The 16,210-nt window shown below is 62.1% G+C and carries 15 protein-coding genes; 10 read left to right on the top strand and 5 right to left on the bottom strand.

Annotated elements, in window-relative coordinates:
• Positions 1-127 precede the first annotated feature (127 nt).
• From B5527_RS42740 to B5527_RS42695, 10 genes are all read left to right on the top strand, one after another.
• Positions 128-532 (top strand): cupin domain-containing protein, encoded by a 405-nt coding sequence (locus B5527_RS42740; protein WP_079606860.1) that lies wholly within the window; start codon positions 128-130, stop codon positions 530-532.
• Positions 533-585: 53 nt separating this feature from the next.
• Positions 586-1,239, top strand: coding sequence for a 2Fe-2S iron-sulfur cluster-binding protein (locus B5527_RS42735; protein WP_079606859.1), 654 nt, complete (start codon positions 586-588; stop codon positions 1,237-1,239).
• Complete coding sequence (locus tag B5527_RS42730; RefSeq protein ID WP_079606858.1) at positions 1,236-2,216, top strand: FAD binding domain-containing protein; 981 nt, start codon at positions 1,236-1,238, stop codon at positions 2,214-2,216. Before B5527_RS42735 ends, B5527_RS42730 begins: the two co-directional genes overlap by 4 nt.
• Positions 2,217-2,228: 12 nt before the next feature.
• A complete protein-coding gene (locus B5527_RS42725) occupies positions 2,229-4,439 on the top strand; it encodes a xanthine dehydrogenase family protein molybdopterin-binding subunit (RefSeq protein WP_079606857.1) in 2,211 nt (736 codons plus the stop codon).
• Positions 4,436-4,969 (top strand): cytochrome family protein, encoded by a 534-nt coding sequence (locus tag B5527_RS42720; protein ID WP_245332447.1) that lies wholly within the window; start codon positions 4,436-4,438, stop codon positions 4,967-4,969. Before B5527_RS42725 ends, B5527_RS42720 begins: the two co-directional genes overlap by 4 nt.
• A 68-nt stretch (positions 4,970-5,037) precedes the next feature.
• Positions 5,038-6,015 (top strand): agmatinase, encoded by a 978-nt coding sequence (gene speB, locus B5527_RS42715; protein ID WP_079606856.1) that lies wholly within the window; start codon positions 5,038-5,040, stop codon positions 6,013-6,015.
• Between the two features lie 317 nt (positions 6,016-6,332).
• On the top strand, positions 6,333-7,400 hold the full coding sequence (locus tag B5527_RS42710) for an ABC transporter substrate-binding protein (RefSeq protein WP_172842816.1): 1,068 nt from the start codon (positions 6,333-6,335) through the stop codon (positions 7,398-7,400).
• Between the two features lie 79 nt (positions 7,401-7,479).
• Complete coding sequence (locus B5527_RS42705) at positions 7,480-9,216, top strand: ABC transporter permease (protein WP_197689254.1); 1,737 nt, start codon at positions 7,480-7,482, stop codon at positions 9,214-9,216.
• The gene (locus B5527_RS42700) at positions 9,213-10,283 is read left to right on the top strand and encodes an ABC transporter ATP-binding protein (RefSeq protein ID WP_079606853.1); all 1,071 of its coding nucleotides are present in this window, start codon (positions 9,213-9,215) and stop codon (positions 10,281-10,283) included. Before B5527_RS42705 ends, B5527_RS42700 begins: the two co-directional genes overlap by 4 nt.
• Positions 10,284-10,323: 40 nt before the next feature.
• Positions 10,324-11,514, top strand: coding sequence for a CaiB/BaiF CoA transferase family protein (locus tag B5527_RS42695; protein ID WP_079606852.1), 1,191 nt, complete (start codon positions 10,324-10,326; stop codon positions 11,512-11,514).
• 110 nt (positions 11,515-11,624) lie between these two features.
• On the opposite strand, the gene B5527_RS42690 is transcribed toward B5527_RS42695, so the two are convergent.
• The 5 genes from B5527_RS42690 to B5527_RS42670 all read right to left on the bottom strand — a co-directional run bounded on the left by B5527_RS42690 (position 11,625) and on the right by B5527_RS42670 (position 16,209).
• On the bottom strand, positions 11,625-11,831 hold the full coding sequence (locus B5527_RS42690) for a hypothetical protein (protein WP_154072809.1): 207 nt from the start codon (positions 11,829-11,831) through the stop codon (positions 11,625-11,627).
• 505 nt (positions 11,832-12,336) lie between these two features.
• The gene (locus B5527_RS42685; protein ID WP_245332446.1) at positions 12,337-13,443 is read right to left on the bottom strand and encodes an aldo/keto reductase; all 1,107 of its coding nucleotides are present in this window, start codon (positions 13,441-13,443) and stop codon (positions 12,337-12,339) included.
• A gap of 26 nt (positions 13,444-13,469) precedes the next feature.
• Positions 13,470-14,336, bottom strand: a complete 867-nt coding sequence (locus B5527_RS42680) for an ABC transporter permease (RefSeq protein WP_079606850.1) — start codon at positions 14,334-14,336, stop codon at positions 13,470-13,472.
• A complete protein-coding gene (locus tag B5527_RS42675; RefSeq protein ID WP_079606849.1) occupies positions 14,333-15,130 on the bottom strand; it encodes an ABC transporter ATP-binding protein in 798 nt (265 codons plus the stop codon). Before B5527_RS42675 ends, B5527_RS42680 begins: the two co-directional genes overlap by 4 nt.
• Positions 15,127-16,209, bottom strand: a complete 1,083-nt coding sequence (locus B5527_RS42670) for an ABC transporter substrate-binding protein (protein WP_079606848.1) — start codon at positions 16,207-16,209, stop codon at positions 15,127-15,129. The genes B5527_RS42675 and B5527_RS42670 overlap by 4 nt, the downstream gene beginning before the upstream one ends.
• Position 16,210 lies beyond the last annotated feature (1 nt).

Here is a 16,210-nt window from a genome sequence, read left to right as displayed (position 1 = left end):
CGAATCCCCGTGCGGTCCGGATGCTGCCTCAAATCGGCGTGGACTTTCCTAAACGTCAATTTAATGGCTCGCCGCCAGGCCTCTACCTACGTTCGGATTATCGATTTCCAATTGATCCCCGGACGCCATGAACTCCCCTGCTGCAATTCATATCGTCAGTCCCGCTGCATTCGATCTCGGGACCGCGCAGACGCCTGGCTCCGAGCGCCGTGCGGCTATCGCGCCCGCGCTCGGCATCGCATCGGCGATCTGGGGCGGCGTATTCGAGGTGGAACCGGGATCACGGACAGGAATTCATCACCATGGGGAGCAGGACACGATCGCATACGTGCTGTCCGGCATGTCCGAAGTCCGCTGGGGCGAAAGAGGAGAATTTGCGGCGCGCGCGAAGGCCGGTGATTTCATTCATGTCCCCGCCTTCCTTCCGCATATGGAAATCAACCCTTCGGAACTGGAGCCGTTTCGATGGGTTGTCGTGCGAAGCACTCCGATGCCGATCGTCGTCAACCTTCCGGACGACACTTGGCCGTAAGCCGGATGTCTTTTGGCAGGCCGCCTTCACCGACTTGCGAACATGGAGCAGTCATGGACGAGAATGACCCCGTCACCATCGAGATTACCCGGCGTACCGTCATCGAGACCGGAACCGCCGCGCTGTTGCTGACCGCGCTGCCGCGTGCAGCCGTTGCCGCCGGCCCTTTCGATGATAGTGGGACGCCGCTGCCCTCCGCGACGGTGGAGCTGCAGATCAATGGCCGCTCTCATACGCTGACACTGGATCCGCGCACCACATTGCTGGATACCCTGCGTGAGCACCTCGCCATGACGGGTTCGAAGAAGGGTTGCGATCACGGTCAATGCGGTGCCTGCACGGTGTTGATCGACGGACGCCGCATCAACTCCTGCCTGACGCTTGCGGTGATGCATGACGGTCAAGCCATCACGACGATCGAGGGACTCGCCGAGGGTGACAATCTGCACCCGCTGCAGGCTGCCTTTGTCCAACATGACGGCTTTCAGTGCGGCTACTGCACGTCGGGCCAGATCTGCTCCGCCGCCGGCATGCTGGCCGAGAGCCGGCAGGGCATGCCGAGTTATGTCACGGCGGATCTGACGCAGAAGCAGCCTGAACTTACCGACGCCGAGATCCGCGAACGGATGAGCGGCAATATCTGCCGCTGTGCGGCCTATCCGAACATCGTCGCAGCCATCAAACAAGCCGCGGAGACACGAGCATGAAGGCGTTCAGCTATCAGCGCGCTGATTCAACCGCGCACGCTGCCGCCGCTGCCGTCAAGCCTGGCGTCAAGATCATTGCCGGCGGCACCAACCTGCTCGACCTGATGAAGTTGCAGGTTGAGACCCCGTCGCAGCTGGTCGATATCAACCGGCTGCCGCTCGACAAGATCGAAGAGACATCCGACGGCGGCCTTCGGGTCGGCGCGCTGGTTCGAAATAGCGATCTCGCGGCCGACGCCCGCGTGCGGCAGCGCTACGGCGTACTCAGCCGCGCCTTGCTGGCGGGCGCCAGCGCCCAGCTGCGCAACAAGGCCACTACCGGCGGCAATCTGCTGCAGCGAACGCGCTGCTATTATTTCTATGACGTCACCAAGCCTTGCAACAAGCGCAGCCCCGGCTCTGGCTGCGCGGCCCTGGCCGGCTTCAACCGCATTCACGCCATCCTCGGTACCAGTAACGAGTGCATCGCCACTCACCCCTCCGATATGGCGGTGGCGATGCGGGCGCTCGATGCCAAGGTGGAGACGGTCAATGGCGAGGGCGAGACCCGCGTCATTCCGATCGCCGAATTTTATCGGCTTCCCGGCCGAACCCCCGAGATCGAGACGTCACTCAAATCGGGCGAAATCATCACCGCGGTAACGCTGCCGCCGCCACCGCCGGGTGTGCATATCTACCGCAAGGTTCGCGACCGCGCGTCCTACGCCTTTGCGCTGGTCTCGGTCGCTGCGATTGTTGACTCCACGCGTGGCCGAATTCGTTCGGCGCGGCTGGCCTTCGGCGGTCTCGCGCTCAAGCCCTGGCGTGTACCGCAGGCGGTGGAAAAACTGGCCAACGCCCCAACCGATACCGCGAGCTTCAACGCCGCGGCGGATGCCGTTCTCGACGGCGCCCGCGGGTTCGGCGGCAATGATTTCAAGATTCCGCTGACGCGGCGGACACTGCATAGCGTGCTGGCCGAAACCACCCGGACCTGAGGGAGCAAATTCATGGAAATGAACTCACTCGTCGGCCCGAATGTCCTCGATGCCGAGGCGCAAGGCGTTGTCGGCAAACCGCTCGACCGTGTCGATGGCCGGCTGAAGGTCACCGGCGGCGCCCGCTACGCCTACGAAATGCAGCAGGGCAACGATACGCTGTACGGCTATGTGGTCCAGGCTTCGATCGGAAAGGGCACAATCAAATCGATCGATACCCAGGCCGCGGAGAAATCGCCGGGCGTCGTCTTCGTCCTCACCCATCGCAACGCGCCCGAGCAAAGCACCGGCGACCACCGCGAGGCGCATCCCGTGCTCACCGGCCCTGCAGTGACGTATTACGGGCAACCCGTTGCTTTCGTGGTCGCCGAAAGTTTCGAGGAAGCCAGGGCGGCCGCCTATCTGGTGGACGTCAAATACGATCGCGCGCCCGGGAAATACGCGCTTCGCAACAACCTCAGAGAAGCGCGAGTTCCCCATCAGAAAGATGGTGCACCGGCGGATATCGCCGTAGGCGATTTCGCCGGCGCGTTCGCCAATGCCCCGGTGCAGATCGACGTCACCTACACCACCCCGTTGCAAAGCCACGCCATGATGGAGCCCCATGCGACGCTGGCGACGTGGGACGGCGACAAACTGATCCTCCACACTTCCAACCAGATGCTGAGTCAGGGCCAGAAGACGATCGCGACGACGCTGAAGATTCCGGTCGAAAACGTGCGGCTGATCAGCCCCTTTATCGGCGGCGGATTCGGCGGCAAGCTCTGGGTCAATGCCGATGCCACGCTGGCGGCGATCGCCTCGCGACAACTCAAGCGGCCGGTCAAAATCGCGCTGACACGGCAGCAGATCTTTCACGTCACGACGCACCGCTCCAACACCATCCAGCATCTCCGGCTGGGCACCGACCACAACGGCAAAATCCTCGCCATCGGCCACGATGTGTTCTCGGGCAATTTACCAACTGAGCAGACTTACGAGGGCGCCGCGCTGCAGACCCGCACGCTTTATGCTGGAGCCAACCGGCTGACGCGCCACCGTCTGGCGCCGCTCGATATCCCGGTCGCGTCGTCGATGCGCGCACCCGGTGAATCCGTCGGGCTTTTGGCGCTGGAATGCGCGATGGACGAACTGGCCGAAAAACTCAACCTCGACCCGGTCGAACTGCGCCTGCGCAACGAGCCGAGCGAGGATCCGGAAAAGCATATTCCCTATTCCAGCCGTCATTTGGTTGCCTGCATGCAGGAAGGCGCGCGCCGATTTGGATGGGACAAACGCAATCCCAAGCCGGGCCAGGTTCGTGACGGACGCTGGCTGGTCGGGATGGGCATGTCCGCGGCGACTCGCGGCAACCCGCTTCGACTCTCCAAGGCCAATGTCCGATTGGGTCCGGATGGCATCGCCACCGTACGGATGGCGATGACCGACATCGGCACCGGGACTTACACCATCCTGACGCAGATCGCCGCGGAGATGCTCGGCCTGCCGATGGAACGCGTCCGCGTCGAACTCGGCGACACCAGCTTTCCGCAAGCCGCGGGTTCGGGCGGATCGTATGGCGCCGGCAGCTCGGGCTCGGCGCTGTTCGAGGCCTGCGAGGCGTTACGTGAAAAGCTGGCGCGGGCGGCCGGCATGGATCCGGAAACCGCGCGCTTTGCCGATGGCAGCATCGCATCGGGAGAACCGTCGAGAAAGCTGACGGACCTAGTCGGCGCCGGGATCGACGCCGATGGCGAAATCCAGCCCGGCAGCAACAACACCGACTTCTCGCAGCAATCCTACGGCGCACATTTCGCCGAGGTCGGCGTCGACATCGATACCGGCGAAGTGCGTGTGCGGCGCATGCTCGGCGTATTCACGGCCGGGCGGGTCCTGAACGCCAAGACGGCGCGGTCGCAGGCAATCGGCGGCATGGTGTTCGGCGTGGGAGCCGCGTTGCACGAAGACATGGTGCTGGATCCCCGCTTCGGCTATTTCGTCAATCACGACCTCGCCGAATATCATGTGCCGGTACATGCCGATATTCCGGACATCGACGCGATCTTTCTGCCCGAACTCGACGACAGATCCAATCCGCTGAAGAGCAAAGGCATCGGCGAACTCGGGATCTGCGGCGCCGGCGCGGCGGTCGCCAACGCCATCCATAATGCCTGTGGCGCGCGGATCCGGGACTATCCGGTCACGCTCGACAAGCTTCTTTCCAGCCTGCCGGTGCAGGCATGATCGGCGCGCTGAGAGCGTCGACCAAACTCCGTACGGTCGCACTTCTCGGCATTCCGTCCGCGATCACGCTTTGTATCGGTTTGGTTGCTTCGCATACCGAGGCCGCCGAACCGGACGCAACGCCCCCTTCTCAGGCGAACCAGTATCTGCCGCCTATTAGCGACCTGATGATCGCGACGATTCAGCCACGCCATCGCAGGCTTTGGCAAGCCGCGCAGGAAAAGAATTGGGCCTTCGCGGCCTACGAACTTGGCAATCTGCGCGCCGCCTTCAAACGTCTCGGCGAGGCCTATCCGACCGAGCACGATATTCCGTTCCCCGACATGATCTCATCCGTGACCGAGCAGCCGCTCGAGGAAATCAACACCGCAATTGAGGCAAAAGACGAGGTCGGATTCACCAAGGCGTATGCCGATCTGACGACTGCCTGCAACGCATGCCATCAGGCCCTCAACTACGGCGTTGTCGTAATCCGCACGCCCAGCGGCAAATCCGACTCGGACCAGGATTTCACCACGACGGAGCCTTGAGACCGGAGCTTTGGCCAGGATCCGAGCCTCCCACAAGCACGCTTTTCTGAACCGGAAGAGACTTCGCGATGTTCAATCGCCTCGATCGCAATACGCCGGACCGAATGGACCTGCCATTCGTCGGTCTTACGACATTCGCGCGCCAGCCGTCCTGCCCGGATTGGAACGTGCTCGACGGTGCCGACGTCGCGATCCTCGGAATCCCGATCGATACCGCTTCCAGCTACCGCGTAGGAACAAGGTTTGGGCCGCGGGCAATCCGCGAGGCCTCGATGTTCCATGGCTTCGGCCCGGAAGGCGTGTTCGATTTCGAAGACGAGGTGACCTACCTCACCGCCGATGAGGTCAAGATCGTCGACGCCGGCGACTCCGACGTCATCTATGCCGATACCAAACGCAGCCTGGCCAACGCCGAGCAGGCGGTCAGGGCGCTGCTCGATGCCAAGGTGATGCCCTACATCTTCGGCGGCGATCACGCGATCACCATGGCAACCGTCGCCGCCTATTCGAACCAGAAATCCTTCCACATCATCCATCTCGACGCCCATTTCGATTTCATCGACGAACGCAGCGGAATTACCTGGGGCCACGGCAGCCCGATGCGCCGGTCGTCGGAAATGGCACATGTGAAGGGGATCACGACGCTGGCGCCGCATAACATGGGAGCGGTCAGCCGCAAGGACTGGGAGGCCGCGCGCTCCTACGGCACGCATGTTTCATCGCTTCGCAAGGTGCGGGCCGAAGGTGCAGAGGCTTCGCTTCGACACATCGACAGCGGGGAGCGGGTCTACGTTTCGATCGATATCGATGCGTTCGATCCATCGATCGCGCCGGGCACCGCGACGATCAGCCATGGCGGCCTGACCTATTATGAGGCCCGCGACATCCTGAAGGAAATCGCCCGGCGATTCGACGTCGTCGGCGTGGATCTGGTGGAGGTGTCGCCGCCCTACGATCCCTCGGGCATCACCTCGTTGCTGGCCGCGCGGATCAGCCTCGATTTTATCGGCGCCATTTTCCACGAACGCACCCAGCGCCGCGTGTAGTCGGCCGCGCTTTCCACGCTCGCACGGCGTCAACTCACCCCAACCAAATGAGATTTCCGTCGCGCGGCATATCCGCAACTGTACCAGGGCCGATGCGGCCTACGGTGCGGGTGTAGCCGAAACCATTGCTCGTCTCGGCTGACCCGCAATGGCATGGGCTCGTCGGAGTCAAGAGGGAGTCAGCATGGTGCAGCGCACGCCGGGCTCTTTCAACCCTGCCAAAGTGTGAGGTGTTTCCCGGCGGAATGAATTGAAGCTCACTCGAAATGTCAGCATACTCGCCTGAACAACAAGCAAGATTCAGGCGAGGATCGACAATGTTCCCTATTCGAAGGCGCGACTTCATTATCGGCAGTTCGGCGCTTCTTGCGTTCGGCGCCGGCCCAAAAGCCGTGGCTGAGCCCGCCGCGGCAATGACGCCTCACGAGAAGGAACTCTACGAGGCCGCCAAGAAAGAGGGGGGTGAACTGACCTGGTACACCGCCCATTCGGACGATATCACCGCTCAGGCGCTCGGCCGCAGCTTCGAATCGATCTATCCCGGCATCAAGGTCAACGTGCTGCGCACGACCGCCCAAGTCGCCTATCAGCGCGTCACGCAAGAAATCAAGGCCAGCGCCATTCAGTGCGACGTTTTTAGTTCGACCGATCTTGGTCATTCGGTCGAACTGAAGGCGAAGGGTGAGTTCGGAAAATACGTTCCTGACAACGCCAGCAAGGTGCTCGATATCTACAAGGGTTACGACCCGGACGGCACTTATTTTGTCACTTCCGCTGGCCTGATCGGGATTGGATACAATACCACCAAGGTCAAGGAGGCCGACGCTCCCAAAAACTGGACCGACCTGCTCGATCCCAAGTGGAATAATGAGATTGCACTGGGCCATCCCGGCTTCAGCGGCTATGTTGGTACCTGGGCGCTGACGCTGCGCAAGCAATATGGCTGGGACTTTTTCGAGAAGCTCGCCAAAAACAACCCGCGGGTCGGCCGTTCGATCAACGACACCGTCACCATGCTGAACGCAGGCGAAAGCGCCGTCGCCGGGTCCGGGCCGGTCGGCACGCTGCTCGAGAGCGTGCAGAAGGGCAACCCGCTTGCCATGGTGTATCCGACCGATGGCAGCGTCTTGATCATCGCACCATCCAGCATCATGAAGGGCAGCAAGCATCCCAATGCCGCGCGCCTGTTCATGGAATTCCTGATGAGCGAGGGTGCCTCCCAGATCTGGGTGGATCATTTCAATGAATCGATCCGACCGGAAATCTCGGCGGGCAAGGGTGCCAAATCGGCCAAGGATCTGAAGATCATCCGGCCGACGGTCGCCGAAATCACCAAGGGCGTGCCCGAGGTCATCAAGCAGTGGCGCGAAACCTTCGGCGTATAGAGCATGATCCGGAAGAGTGGGGACCGGTTTTCGGAAAAGATCATGCTCACAGAAGATAAGTCACGGCAGGGTAACACACGTGACTGACAACTCGCTCGACGTCCGCGCTCTCCATTTTTCGGGTGTTGCCTCCAGATTGCGGCGTCTCGACGCCAGCATGCTGCTATGGCTGGCGCTGATCGCCGTGCTCGCCTTCCTGATCCTGAATCCAATTTTGCGGCTAATCATTTCGAGCCTGCAGGAGGCGGACACCGGCAGCTTTACCTTCGCGAACTACCGGACGGCCTATGGCAACATCAGGCACCTCCAGGCGCTGGCGAACTCGCTGGAACTGGGCGTCGGCGTTGCCCTGCTTGCTACCTGCTTTGCGGTCCCGATCGCCTGGGCGATTTCCCGCACCGACATGCCGGGCAAGGCGTTCGTCCGGCTGATGGTGTTCGCCGCCTTTGTGACGCCGCCTTATCTCGGGGCCATCGGATGGATCCTGCTGGCGGGTCCGAATTCCGGATGGCTCAACAAGGTCTGGATGGCGCTGACCGGCGCCTCGCACGGCATCTTCAATATCTATTCGATGACCGGCTTGATCCTGGTGATCGCCGTGACCTCGTTTCCCTATACCTTCGTATTCACCAGTTCGGCGCTCGATCTGGTGTCGTCCGAAATGGAAGACGCAGCGAATATCCTTGGCGCCCGCACGCTTCGCACCACACTGCGTATTACATTGCCATTGGTGACACCTGCGATCATCGGCGGCATCATCATCAGCTTTCTCGAAGCCATCGCATTGTTCGGCGCGCCGGCGCTGATCGCATTGCCCGCGCGTTTCAACGTGGTGTCGACGCAACTTTGGCAATTCTTCGAATATCCTGTTCGCGTCGAGGAGGCCGCCGCCTATGCGATGCCGCTGCTCGCCATTACCGTGTTGATGTTCTGGGTGCAGCGCCGAATCCTGGGCCGCCGCGGCTACACCTCCGTCACCGGCAAGGGCGGCGAACGGCGGATGATCGCGCTGGGGCCCTGGCGCTGGGTCATGCTCGGTTACGCGCTTCTGGTCTGCGCGCTTTCAGTCTTTCTCCCCATGCTGGTGCTGCTGCAGGCCGCCTTCGCCAAGGCCTGGGGCCGCGGCTTCAGCCTCGACAATCTGACCCTGCATAATTTCTATTATCTTCTGGTCGAGCAAACCCAGGCGAAACAGACCATTCTCAACACCTTCGCCTATTCGGGGGTGACGGCTTTCGCGGCGATCAGCCTGTCGCTGGCCATTGCGTATGTGGTCAATCGAAAACTGGTGCCCTTCAGCAACGTGCTGGCTTTTTTCTGCATGGCGCCCTTCGTGGTTCCCGGCATCGTGCTGGCGATCGGCTTCTATGCCGCCTACGCGCCGCCGCCGCTGGCGCTCTATGGCACCGCGACGATCCTGATCCTGGGTTTCACCACCCGCTTTCTGCCGATCGCCTATACCTCCAGTGCGGCTGGCCTACGCAGCATCAACCCGGAGATGGAAGAAGCGGTGCGGATTCTCGGCGGCAGCCGTCTGCTGGCGATTCGCAAGGTGCTGATTCCGCTGCTGAAGAAAAGCCTCGCCGGCGCCTGGATCCTGGTCTTCATCCCGGCGACGCGCGAACTGTCCTCGGCGATCTTCCTGGTCGGGCCCAACACGCGGGTGATATCGGTGATGCTGTTCGACCTTTCGGAAGAGGGCAATTTCGAGGTGCTGGCGGCGCTCGGCGTCATCCTGCTGGTGGCCACCGTCGCGATTGCCGGGATCGGATCCAAAATCATCGGACGCGACTTCATGCTGCGGAGGAACAGTTGAGCAGGCTCAAACTCAGCGGCGTCAGCAAGCGTTATGGCGATTTTCTTGCCGTCGACGACATCGACCTCGAACTGCAGTCCGGAGAATTCGTCTCGCTGCTCGGGCCCTCCGGCTGCGGTAAAACCACGACCTTGCGGATGATCGCCGGCTTCGTCGATCCCACCCTCGGCACCATAGAGATGGACGACCGGATTCTCTCCTCGCCGGCCGGCTCGGTGCCGCCGGACCGGCGCCAGATGTCGATGATCTTTCAGAGCTACGCGATCTGGCCGAACATGACGGTCGAACAGAACGTCGCGTTCGGACTGGAGCTGCGCAAAATCGCGAGCGCCGAGGTCAAGCGGCGCGTCGGCGAGATGCTGGAAGTCGTGCATATGAACCACCTGGCCGACCGCTATCCCGCCGAACTCAGCGGCGGGCAGCAGCAGCGCGTGGCGTTGGCCCGCGCGATCGTGATCCGGCCCTCGGTCCTGCTGCTCGACGAGCCCTTGTCCAACCTGGACGCGACCTTGCGCGAGGAGATGCGGTTTGAAATCAGGCGCCTGCATGACGAATTTCACGTCACCACCGTTTACGTCACGCACGACCAGGCTGAAGCCATGGTGACCTCGGACCGGATCGCGGTCATGAATCACGGTCGCATCGAGCAGGTCGATCACCCGCGCGCGCTGTACACCAAGCCCAAGACGCGCTTCGTGGCCGGCTTCATCGGACGCACCAATTTCATCGAGGGCTTGAGCGACGGGCAGGCAATTTCGTTCGATGGCTTTGCGCTGCCGCGCGCCGCGTTCGAGCGCGACGTGCCCTCGGCGGGAAAGGCCGTGTTTTCGGTCCGGCCGCACAGCATGCGGCTTTCAGACACCCCGCCGGCCGCGCGCGACGGCTGTACCCCGGTCGGAGTTACCGTGCTTGAGCGGGCCTATCTCGGCGAGCACTGGGACTACCTCGTCAGGCCGCGCGAGGGCACCTTGCCGCTGCGGGTCACGACCTCGCCGATGGACGATTTTCCGGTCGGCACCACGGCGTGGCTCGAGTTCGAACCGCGTCAGATGGCGCTGATCGCCTGAAGCCGCTCAATCCCTCAAAAAAGAAAATTGGAGCAACCGCATGTCTTTTACCCCGGCCTCGAAGGCGCTCGCCCGTTTTAAGGTGCTCGATCTCACGCGGGTGCGGGCGGGGCCGACGGCCGCGCGGCAATTGGCCGACTGGGGCGCCGATGTCATCAAGATCGAACTCCCCAAAGGGCTCGACGAGAGCGACATGGGCGGGCCGCGGCATGGGCCCGATTTCCAGAACCTGCATCGCAACAAGCGCAGCCTGACACTGAATTTAAAAGAGCCCGACGGCATCGCCATCTTCAAACGGATGGTCGAGAGCGCCGACGTCGTGATCGAGAACTACCGGCCGGATGTCAAATTTCGCCTCGGCATCGACTATGAGACGATTCGTTCGATCAACAAGCGCATCGTGTATGGTTCAATTTCCGGTTTTGGCGAGGACGGCCCCTATCGCGAGCGGCCGGGCTTCGACCAGATCGCGCAAGGGCTGGGCGGGCTGATGTCGATCACGGGCCTGCCGGGCCAAGGCCCGGTGCGCGTCGGCATCCCCGTTGCCGATCTCGGCGCCGGCATTTTCTGCGCCATGGGAATTCTGGTCGCGTTGCTGGAGCGCGAGGTGTCCGGTGAGGGTCAGTGGGTGCAGTCATCACTGCTCGGTGCGCAAATCTCACTCTTGGATTTCCAGGCGGCGCGCTGGCTGATCGCCAAGGACGTCCCCGGCCAGGCGGGCAACGACCATCCGACCAGCATTCCGACAGGGGTGTTTCCCACGAGCGACGGCCACATCAATATTGCAGCCGCCGGCAGGCATATCTTCACCCGCTTCTGCCAGACGCTCGGCCTCGCACGCCTGCTCGAAGATCCGCTGTTTGCCGACGAGGCGTCCCGCTCCAAAAATCGGCTCGCCATCAATCAGATCATCTCGGATGTCACCAGGAAGCAGTCGAGCAGCGAATTGATCGCCAAGCTGAACAAGGCCGGCGTGCCCTGCGGCCCGATCAACCGCATGGACGAAGTTTTTGCCGATCCGCAGGTGAAGCATCTCGGCATGGCCGCGCCGGTGCAGCACGGCTCGCTCGGCGACATCGAAGTCGTCAATCAGCCCGTCAAGCTCAGCCGCACCCCAAGCCACATTGCGCATCCGACGCCCGAGAAGGGCGAGCACACCGAGGAAGTTCTGAAAGATTACGGTTACGACGACAAGGCGATCGCCGATTTTCGGGCGCGGAAGATTGTTTGAGTTGTAAACTTTTCTTCAGGTTTGATCGGAGTAGAGCGGAAAGCCCCAATTCTCACGGAGTTGGCTAGCTCCGTCGGCGTGACGGCGCCAGCCTTAACGAAGCACGCGCGTTATGTCGTGTGTTTGCGGAAAAGGCGCGCCAGGACTTCAGGGTTCGGATTCGGCGCGTCGTTCCGGGGGGTTGAAGCTTGCGGAAAGGGCGATACGTTTGCGCGCTCCAGGAGCTCCTGAGGGACAGGATCGGGTCCCGACTGCAACATGCCGTGCCGCTTGGTGATGTCGGAAAAAGGCGACATTGCCGCGCGTTCGAGCAGCAACCGCAGTTCCGGGTGCAACCCTTCGCCGCGCGCCGCGGCAGCGGTGTCAAAGTCTAAAAAAGTTTTCATAGTCCGGTCTCCTCGAACGTTGCGCTGTGATCGGATCGGGAGACACGTGTCCGCACTCCGCTTCCTGTTTTTTAAATGGTGCTACCGCGCTGACTCGCACTTCACTTCTGTTTGAAGTAGCGGCATGAAGCGGGCTTCGCGGAAATCGCGTGGGCCGGGTCGCCTGCTCCCGGCCAAATGCGGGGTGCGCGCACGCGCACTCACGGACCTTCATGTACAATTTGAAGGAAGACTCGAGGTGCAGGTGGCCGTCGTGCGCGGAGTGATGGTTCGATCACCCAAGCGACGACACCGATCTTGACGATGATTGTTCAGGAGCAAAACGCGGGCGGACCCAACGGCCCGCGCCGGGCGCGCATTGCCGGGCGCGGGGAAGGGATTCCGCCGGCGACGGCAGCGCGGAAGCAGAGTCCGCGCACCCCAGCTCGCCCGACGCCTATCGAGCCTTCGCCGCCTGCATCGGCCCGAATTCGTGGACTTTTTCGGGCCGAAGCTTGCGATAGACCGGCGCCACGCTGCGGTCTTCGTCGACCAGGGTCAGGCGGTCGATCTCGACCAGGTCTTCCACGCTGAACTTGATGTCCAGCGCCTTGATATTCTGGGCAATATGTTCGGGCTTGTCGGCGCCGGCGATGATGGTCGACATCGCCGGGCGCGACAACAGCCATGCCAGCGACATCTGCGGCAGCGTCCAGCCGCGTGATTCCGCGAAGGCCTTGAGCTTTTCCTGGACGTCCCAATTCCGTTTGCTGTTCCAGGCCGCATAGTTCGGACTGGCGGCCGCGCGGGTGCCCGGAACAGCCGCCGCATCGCGCTGGTACATGCCGGTCAGCAATCCGCCCGCCAGCGGAAAATACGAATTCATGCCGATGCCGTATTTGACGCAGAACGGCTCCATGCGCTTTTCGATATCGCGATACAGCAAGCTGTAGTGGTCCTGCGCCGAGATGAATTTCTGCAGATTGTACTTCTCGGCGGTCCACTGCGCCTCGCAGATTTCCCATTCGAAGAAATTGGCGAGCCCGAGGTAACGAACCTTGCCGGCGCGAACGAGATCGTCGAGCGCCCGCAGGGTTTCCTCGATCGGCGTCAGCCGGTCCGGCCAGTGCACCTGATAGAGGTCGATGTAGTCGGTCTTGAGCCGCCGCAGGCTCGCTTCGCAGGCCCGCACGATATGCAGGCGCGAGGTTCCGATATCGTTCGGGCCGTGATCCATCCGGTTTGAGAATTTGGTGGCGATGACAGCCTTGTCGCGGCGGCCGACCAGCGCGGCACCCAGCTTTTCCTCGGACACGCCGATGCCGTAGCTGTCGGCAGTGTCGAAGTAATTGATGCCCTGACCCAGTGCGTAATGCACAACGGCCTCCGCCGCCTTCACCTCGACGAAGTCTCCGAAGGAGAAGCAGCCGATCCCCATCTCCGATACCGTCAGCCCGGATTTTCCGACCCGGCGATACTTCATGCCGCCGGTGTTTTTCATCTGCAGCCCGATCGCGGTGATTTGCGAACTTGCTTGCGGTGTCTCGGATGTACCTTCAGCCACAACGGCCTCCCTTTTCTTTTTGGTTTTCACTTGTCTTGCCAGACGAACAGGCGAGCGCCGAGCGCCAGCAGCAGGCGGTCGACGGTAAATCCCATGGCGGCGATCACCAGGATGCCGCACCACATCAGCGCCGGATCGAACGAGCGTTCGGCAAACATGATGAGATAGCCGAGGCCGTCATTGGCGGCGATCAGTTCGGAGGCGACGATCAGCAGGAACGCCGTCGAGGTTGCGACCCGAAGGCCAGCGAACACGAACGGCAGCGACGCCGGGATGATGACATGCCAGATCAGTTGACGATGGTTCGCGCCCTTGGTCTGCGCGTTCCAGACGAAGAACTTGTCGACGTTCTTCACGCCGGTGTAGGTGTTGATGACGATCGGGAAAAAACACCCGAGGAAGATCAGCGCGATCTTGGAGGCGTCGCCGATCCCGAGAAAGATCATCATTAGCGGAAACAGCGCGAGTTTCGGGGTCGGGAACAGCGCCGAGATCAAGGGATCGAGAAAGCTTTCGATCGCGCGAACCCGTCCCATCAGGATGCCGGCGGCGATGCCGACCACGGCGGCGAGCCCGAGTCCCGCCCCCGCCCGCATGAAGCTGACCTCGATATGACCGAGCAGTTCATGGGTGACAAAGACCTGCTGGTAGAACGTCCGCACCACATCTTCCAGCGGCGGCATGAACATGGGGTCGAGCAGGTTCAGCCGCGACAGCACTTCCCAGATCAGAAAGATCAGGAACACCGGGTAATAGCGTGCGACCGCGGTGAGCATGTTCCGGCCCTGGCCGGCGGGTTTGGGCGTATGCGCCGGGGATTGCCTGGCGGATGCGGCGCCCTGCCCGTTTGGCTCGGTGCGCGGGGCTTGGTCGGATGTCGTCACGATGGTCATCCAATAGCCTCCATGGTTTCCTGGCGAATCGCCGACCAGATATGATTGCGCAGGCGGCCGAATTCCGGCAGCGCCCGGGTCTCCTGTCGCGGACGCGGCAAATTGACCTCGACGATCTCCTTCACCCGCCCGGGCAGCGGCGACATGATGACGATCCGATCGGACAGCAGCACCGCTTCATCGATGCTGTGGGTGACGAACAGCACGGTCTTGCGGTCGCGTTCCCATAGCTGCAGCAACTGATCCTGCAGCACCTCGCGCGACAGCGAATCCAGCGCGCCGAATGGTTCATCCATCAGGAACACGCTTGGCCCGCAGGCCAGCATCTGCGCGATCGCGATGCGTTGCTTCATGCCGCCGGAGAGCTCGCGAGGATAGAAGCCAGCAAATTTGGTGAGGCCGACCATGTCAAGATAGCGCGCCACCAGCGCACGGCGTTCGCCTTGCGGTACCCCGCTCATCTGCGGGCCGAACGCGACATTCTCCTCCACCGTCCGCCATGGAAAGATGCTGGAATTCTGCAGCACCAGGCCGCGGTCCGGATCGGGACCGTCGATCGGCCGGCCGTCCACCAGCACCTGACCGTCGCTGGCCTGCATCAGCCCGGCGACGATATAGAGCAAGGTCGATTTGCCGCAGCCGCTGGGTCCGACGATGCTGACGAACTCGCCGCGCCTGGCCTGCAGATCGACCCGATCGAGCGCCAGCAGGTCGCCCTGCCGGCCGGAGCGAAAGCGCTGGCTGATCCGCCTGATGTCGACATGGACGGCGCCTTGATGGGTCGCGCCGTTCATTGGCTAACCTCCTTGCTGTCGTCCCACTTCATCCCGAGCCTGGCGTATGCCTTGCGCAGGTAGCTGGTGTCGACGGCCTGCTCGGGCGTCGCCGCCGGTTTGCCGCGCAATTGTCCGGCATTGACCAGCATCTGGCCGTAGGCCGTGAAGGTCTGCTTGGGCAGGTCGAGCGAGTTGAGCAGATAGGATTCCTTGCCGGCCGAAGCGACGCGCAGCTTGTAAAAAGCCTCGTTGGTGTCCGGATCGTATTTCAGGGTTTTCGCCGTGATCGCCTTCATCTTGGCGCCGTCATTATGCGCGACGTCGTCCTCGATGAATTTTCGCGTCGTCAGCATTCCCATCAGGAAGCGCACCGCTTCGTCTTCATGGTCCCTCAGCCAGTCCGCGCGGCCGACGATCACCTGCGACATATCGACGGGGATCTTGGTGATCTGATCGCTCGCCATCAGGACATTGACCGGCACGCGCTGGGAGACGTGATAGGCGCCGATCGAGGTCATCACGGCGGCGTCGACCTCGTTGTGCACCAATGCGCCCTCCATCTGCGGATACGGCATGCTGAGGAACCTGACCGACTTCGGATCGATGCCCGCCTCCTGCAACCGGTCGGAAAGTGCGAGATACCAGTTCGACGATAGACCGAATACCGCGACCCGCTTGCCGACCAGGTCCTTGAGCGATTGAATGCCGGCTTCCTTGCGGGCGACCAGGTTGACCGCGGACCAGTGCGTGCCGGCCTGGTCGGTGAAGGAATATTCCACCGCCGAGATAATCTTGAGCGGCGCGCCGAACGAAATCGCCTGCAGGGTCGGCGCCGGCGCTACCGCCGCCATATCGACCTGTTTCGCCACCACCGCTTCGAGTTCGGGCGCGTTGTCGTTGAAGCTCGACAGTTCGAGTTTTAGCCCCTGATCCTCGAACGTCTTGATCTCGAAGCCGGTCCAGAAAGTGGTCGTCGGCGTCGCCGCCTGCCAGCCGAAGCGCACGGTCTTCGGCGATGCCGTGGCGCTTTGCGCGTGGGCGGCGCCTCCGGCCAATGCGCATAGCAACGCGAAAGCCGCTAATTTAATCCGAAACATG

It is taken from the genome of Bradyrhizobium erythrophlei (assembly GCF_900129425.1).
Lineage (GTDB): Bacteria > Pseudomonadota > Alphaproteobacteria > Rhizobiales > Xanthobacteraceae > Bradyrhizobium > Bradyrhizobium erythrophlei_C.
Note: the sequence above shows the minus strand (reverse complement) of the source record. Positions and strands in the feature narration are given on the sequence as shown.

Bases quoted from the DNA above. Each gene is read 5' to 3' on its own strand.
- B5527_RS42730 (WP_079606858.1), top strand. From the start codon at position 1,236: ATGAAGGCGTTCAGCTATCAGCGCGCTGATTCAACCGCGCACGCTGCC.
- B5527_RS42735 (WP_079606859.1), top strand. From the start codon at position 586: ATGGACGAGAATGACCCCGTCACCATCGAGATTACCCGGCGTACCGTC.
- B5527_RS42680 (WP_079606850.1), bottom strand. From the start codon at position 14,336: ATGACCATCGTGACGACATCCGACCAAGCCCCGCGCACCGAGCCAAAC.
- B5527_RS42740 (WP_079606860.1), top strand. From the start codon at position 128: ATGAACTCCCCTGCTGCAATTCATATCGTCAGTCCCGCTGCATTCGAT.
- B5527_RS42710 (WP_172842816.1), top strand. From the start codon at position 6,333: ATGTTCCCTATTCGAAGGCGCGACTTCATTATCGGCAGTTCGGCGCTT.
- B5527_RS42725 (WP_079606857.1), top strand. From the start codon at position 2,229: ATGGAAATGAACTCACTCGTCGGCCCGAATGTCCTCGATGCCGAGGCG.
- B5527_RS42695 (WP_079606852.1), top strand. From the start codon at position 10,324: ATGTCTTTTACCCCGGCCTCGAAGGCGCTCGCCCGTTTTAAGGTGCTC.
- B5527_RS42720 (WP_245332447.1), top strand. From the start codon at position 4,436: ATGATCGGCGCGCTGAGAGCGTCGACCAAACTCCGTACGGTCGCACTT.
- B5527_RS42675 (WP_079606849.1), bottom strand. From the start codon at position 15,130: ATGAACGGCGCGACCCATCAAGGCGCCGTCCATGTCGACATCAGGCGG.
- B5527_RS42670 (WP_079606848.1), bottom strand. From the start codon at position 16,209: ATGTTTCGGATTAAATTAGCGGCTTTCGCGTTGCTATGCGCATTGGCC.
- speB (WP_079606856.1), top strand. From the start codon at position 5,038: ATGTTCAATCGCCTCGATCGCAATACGCCGGACCGAATGGACCTGCCA.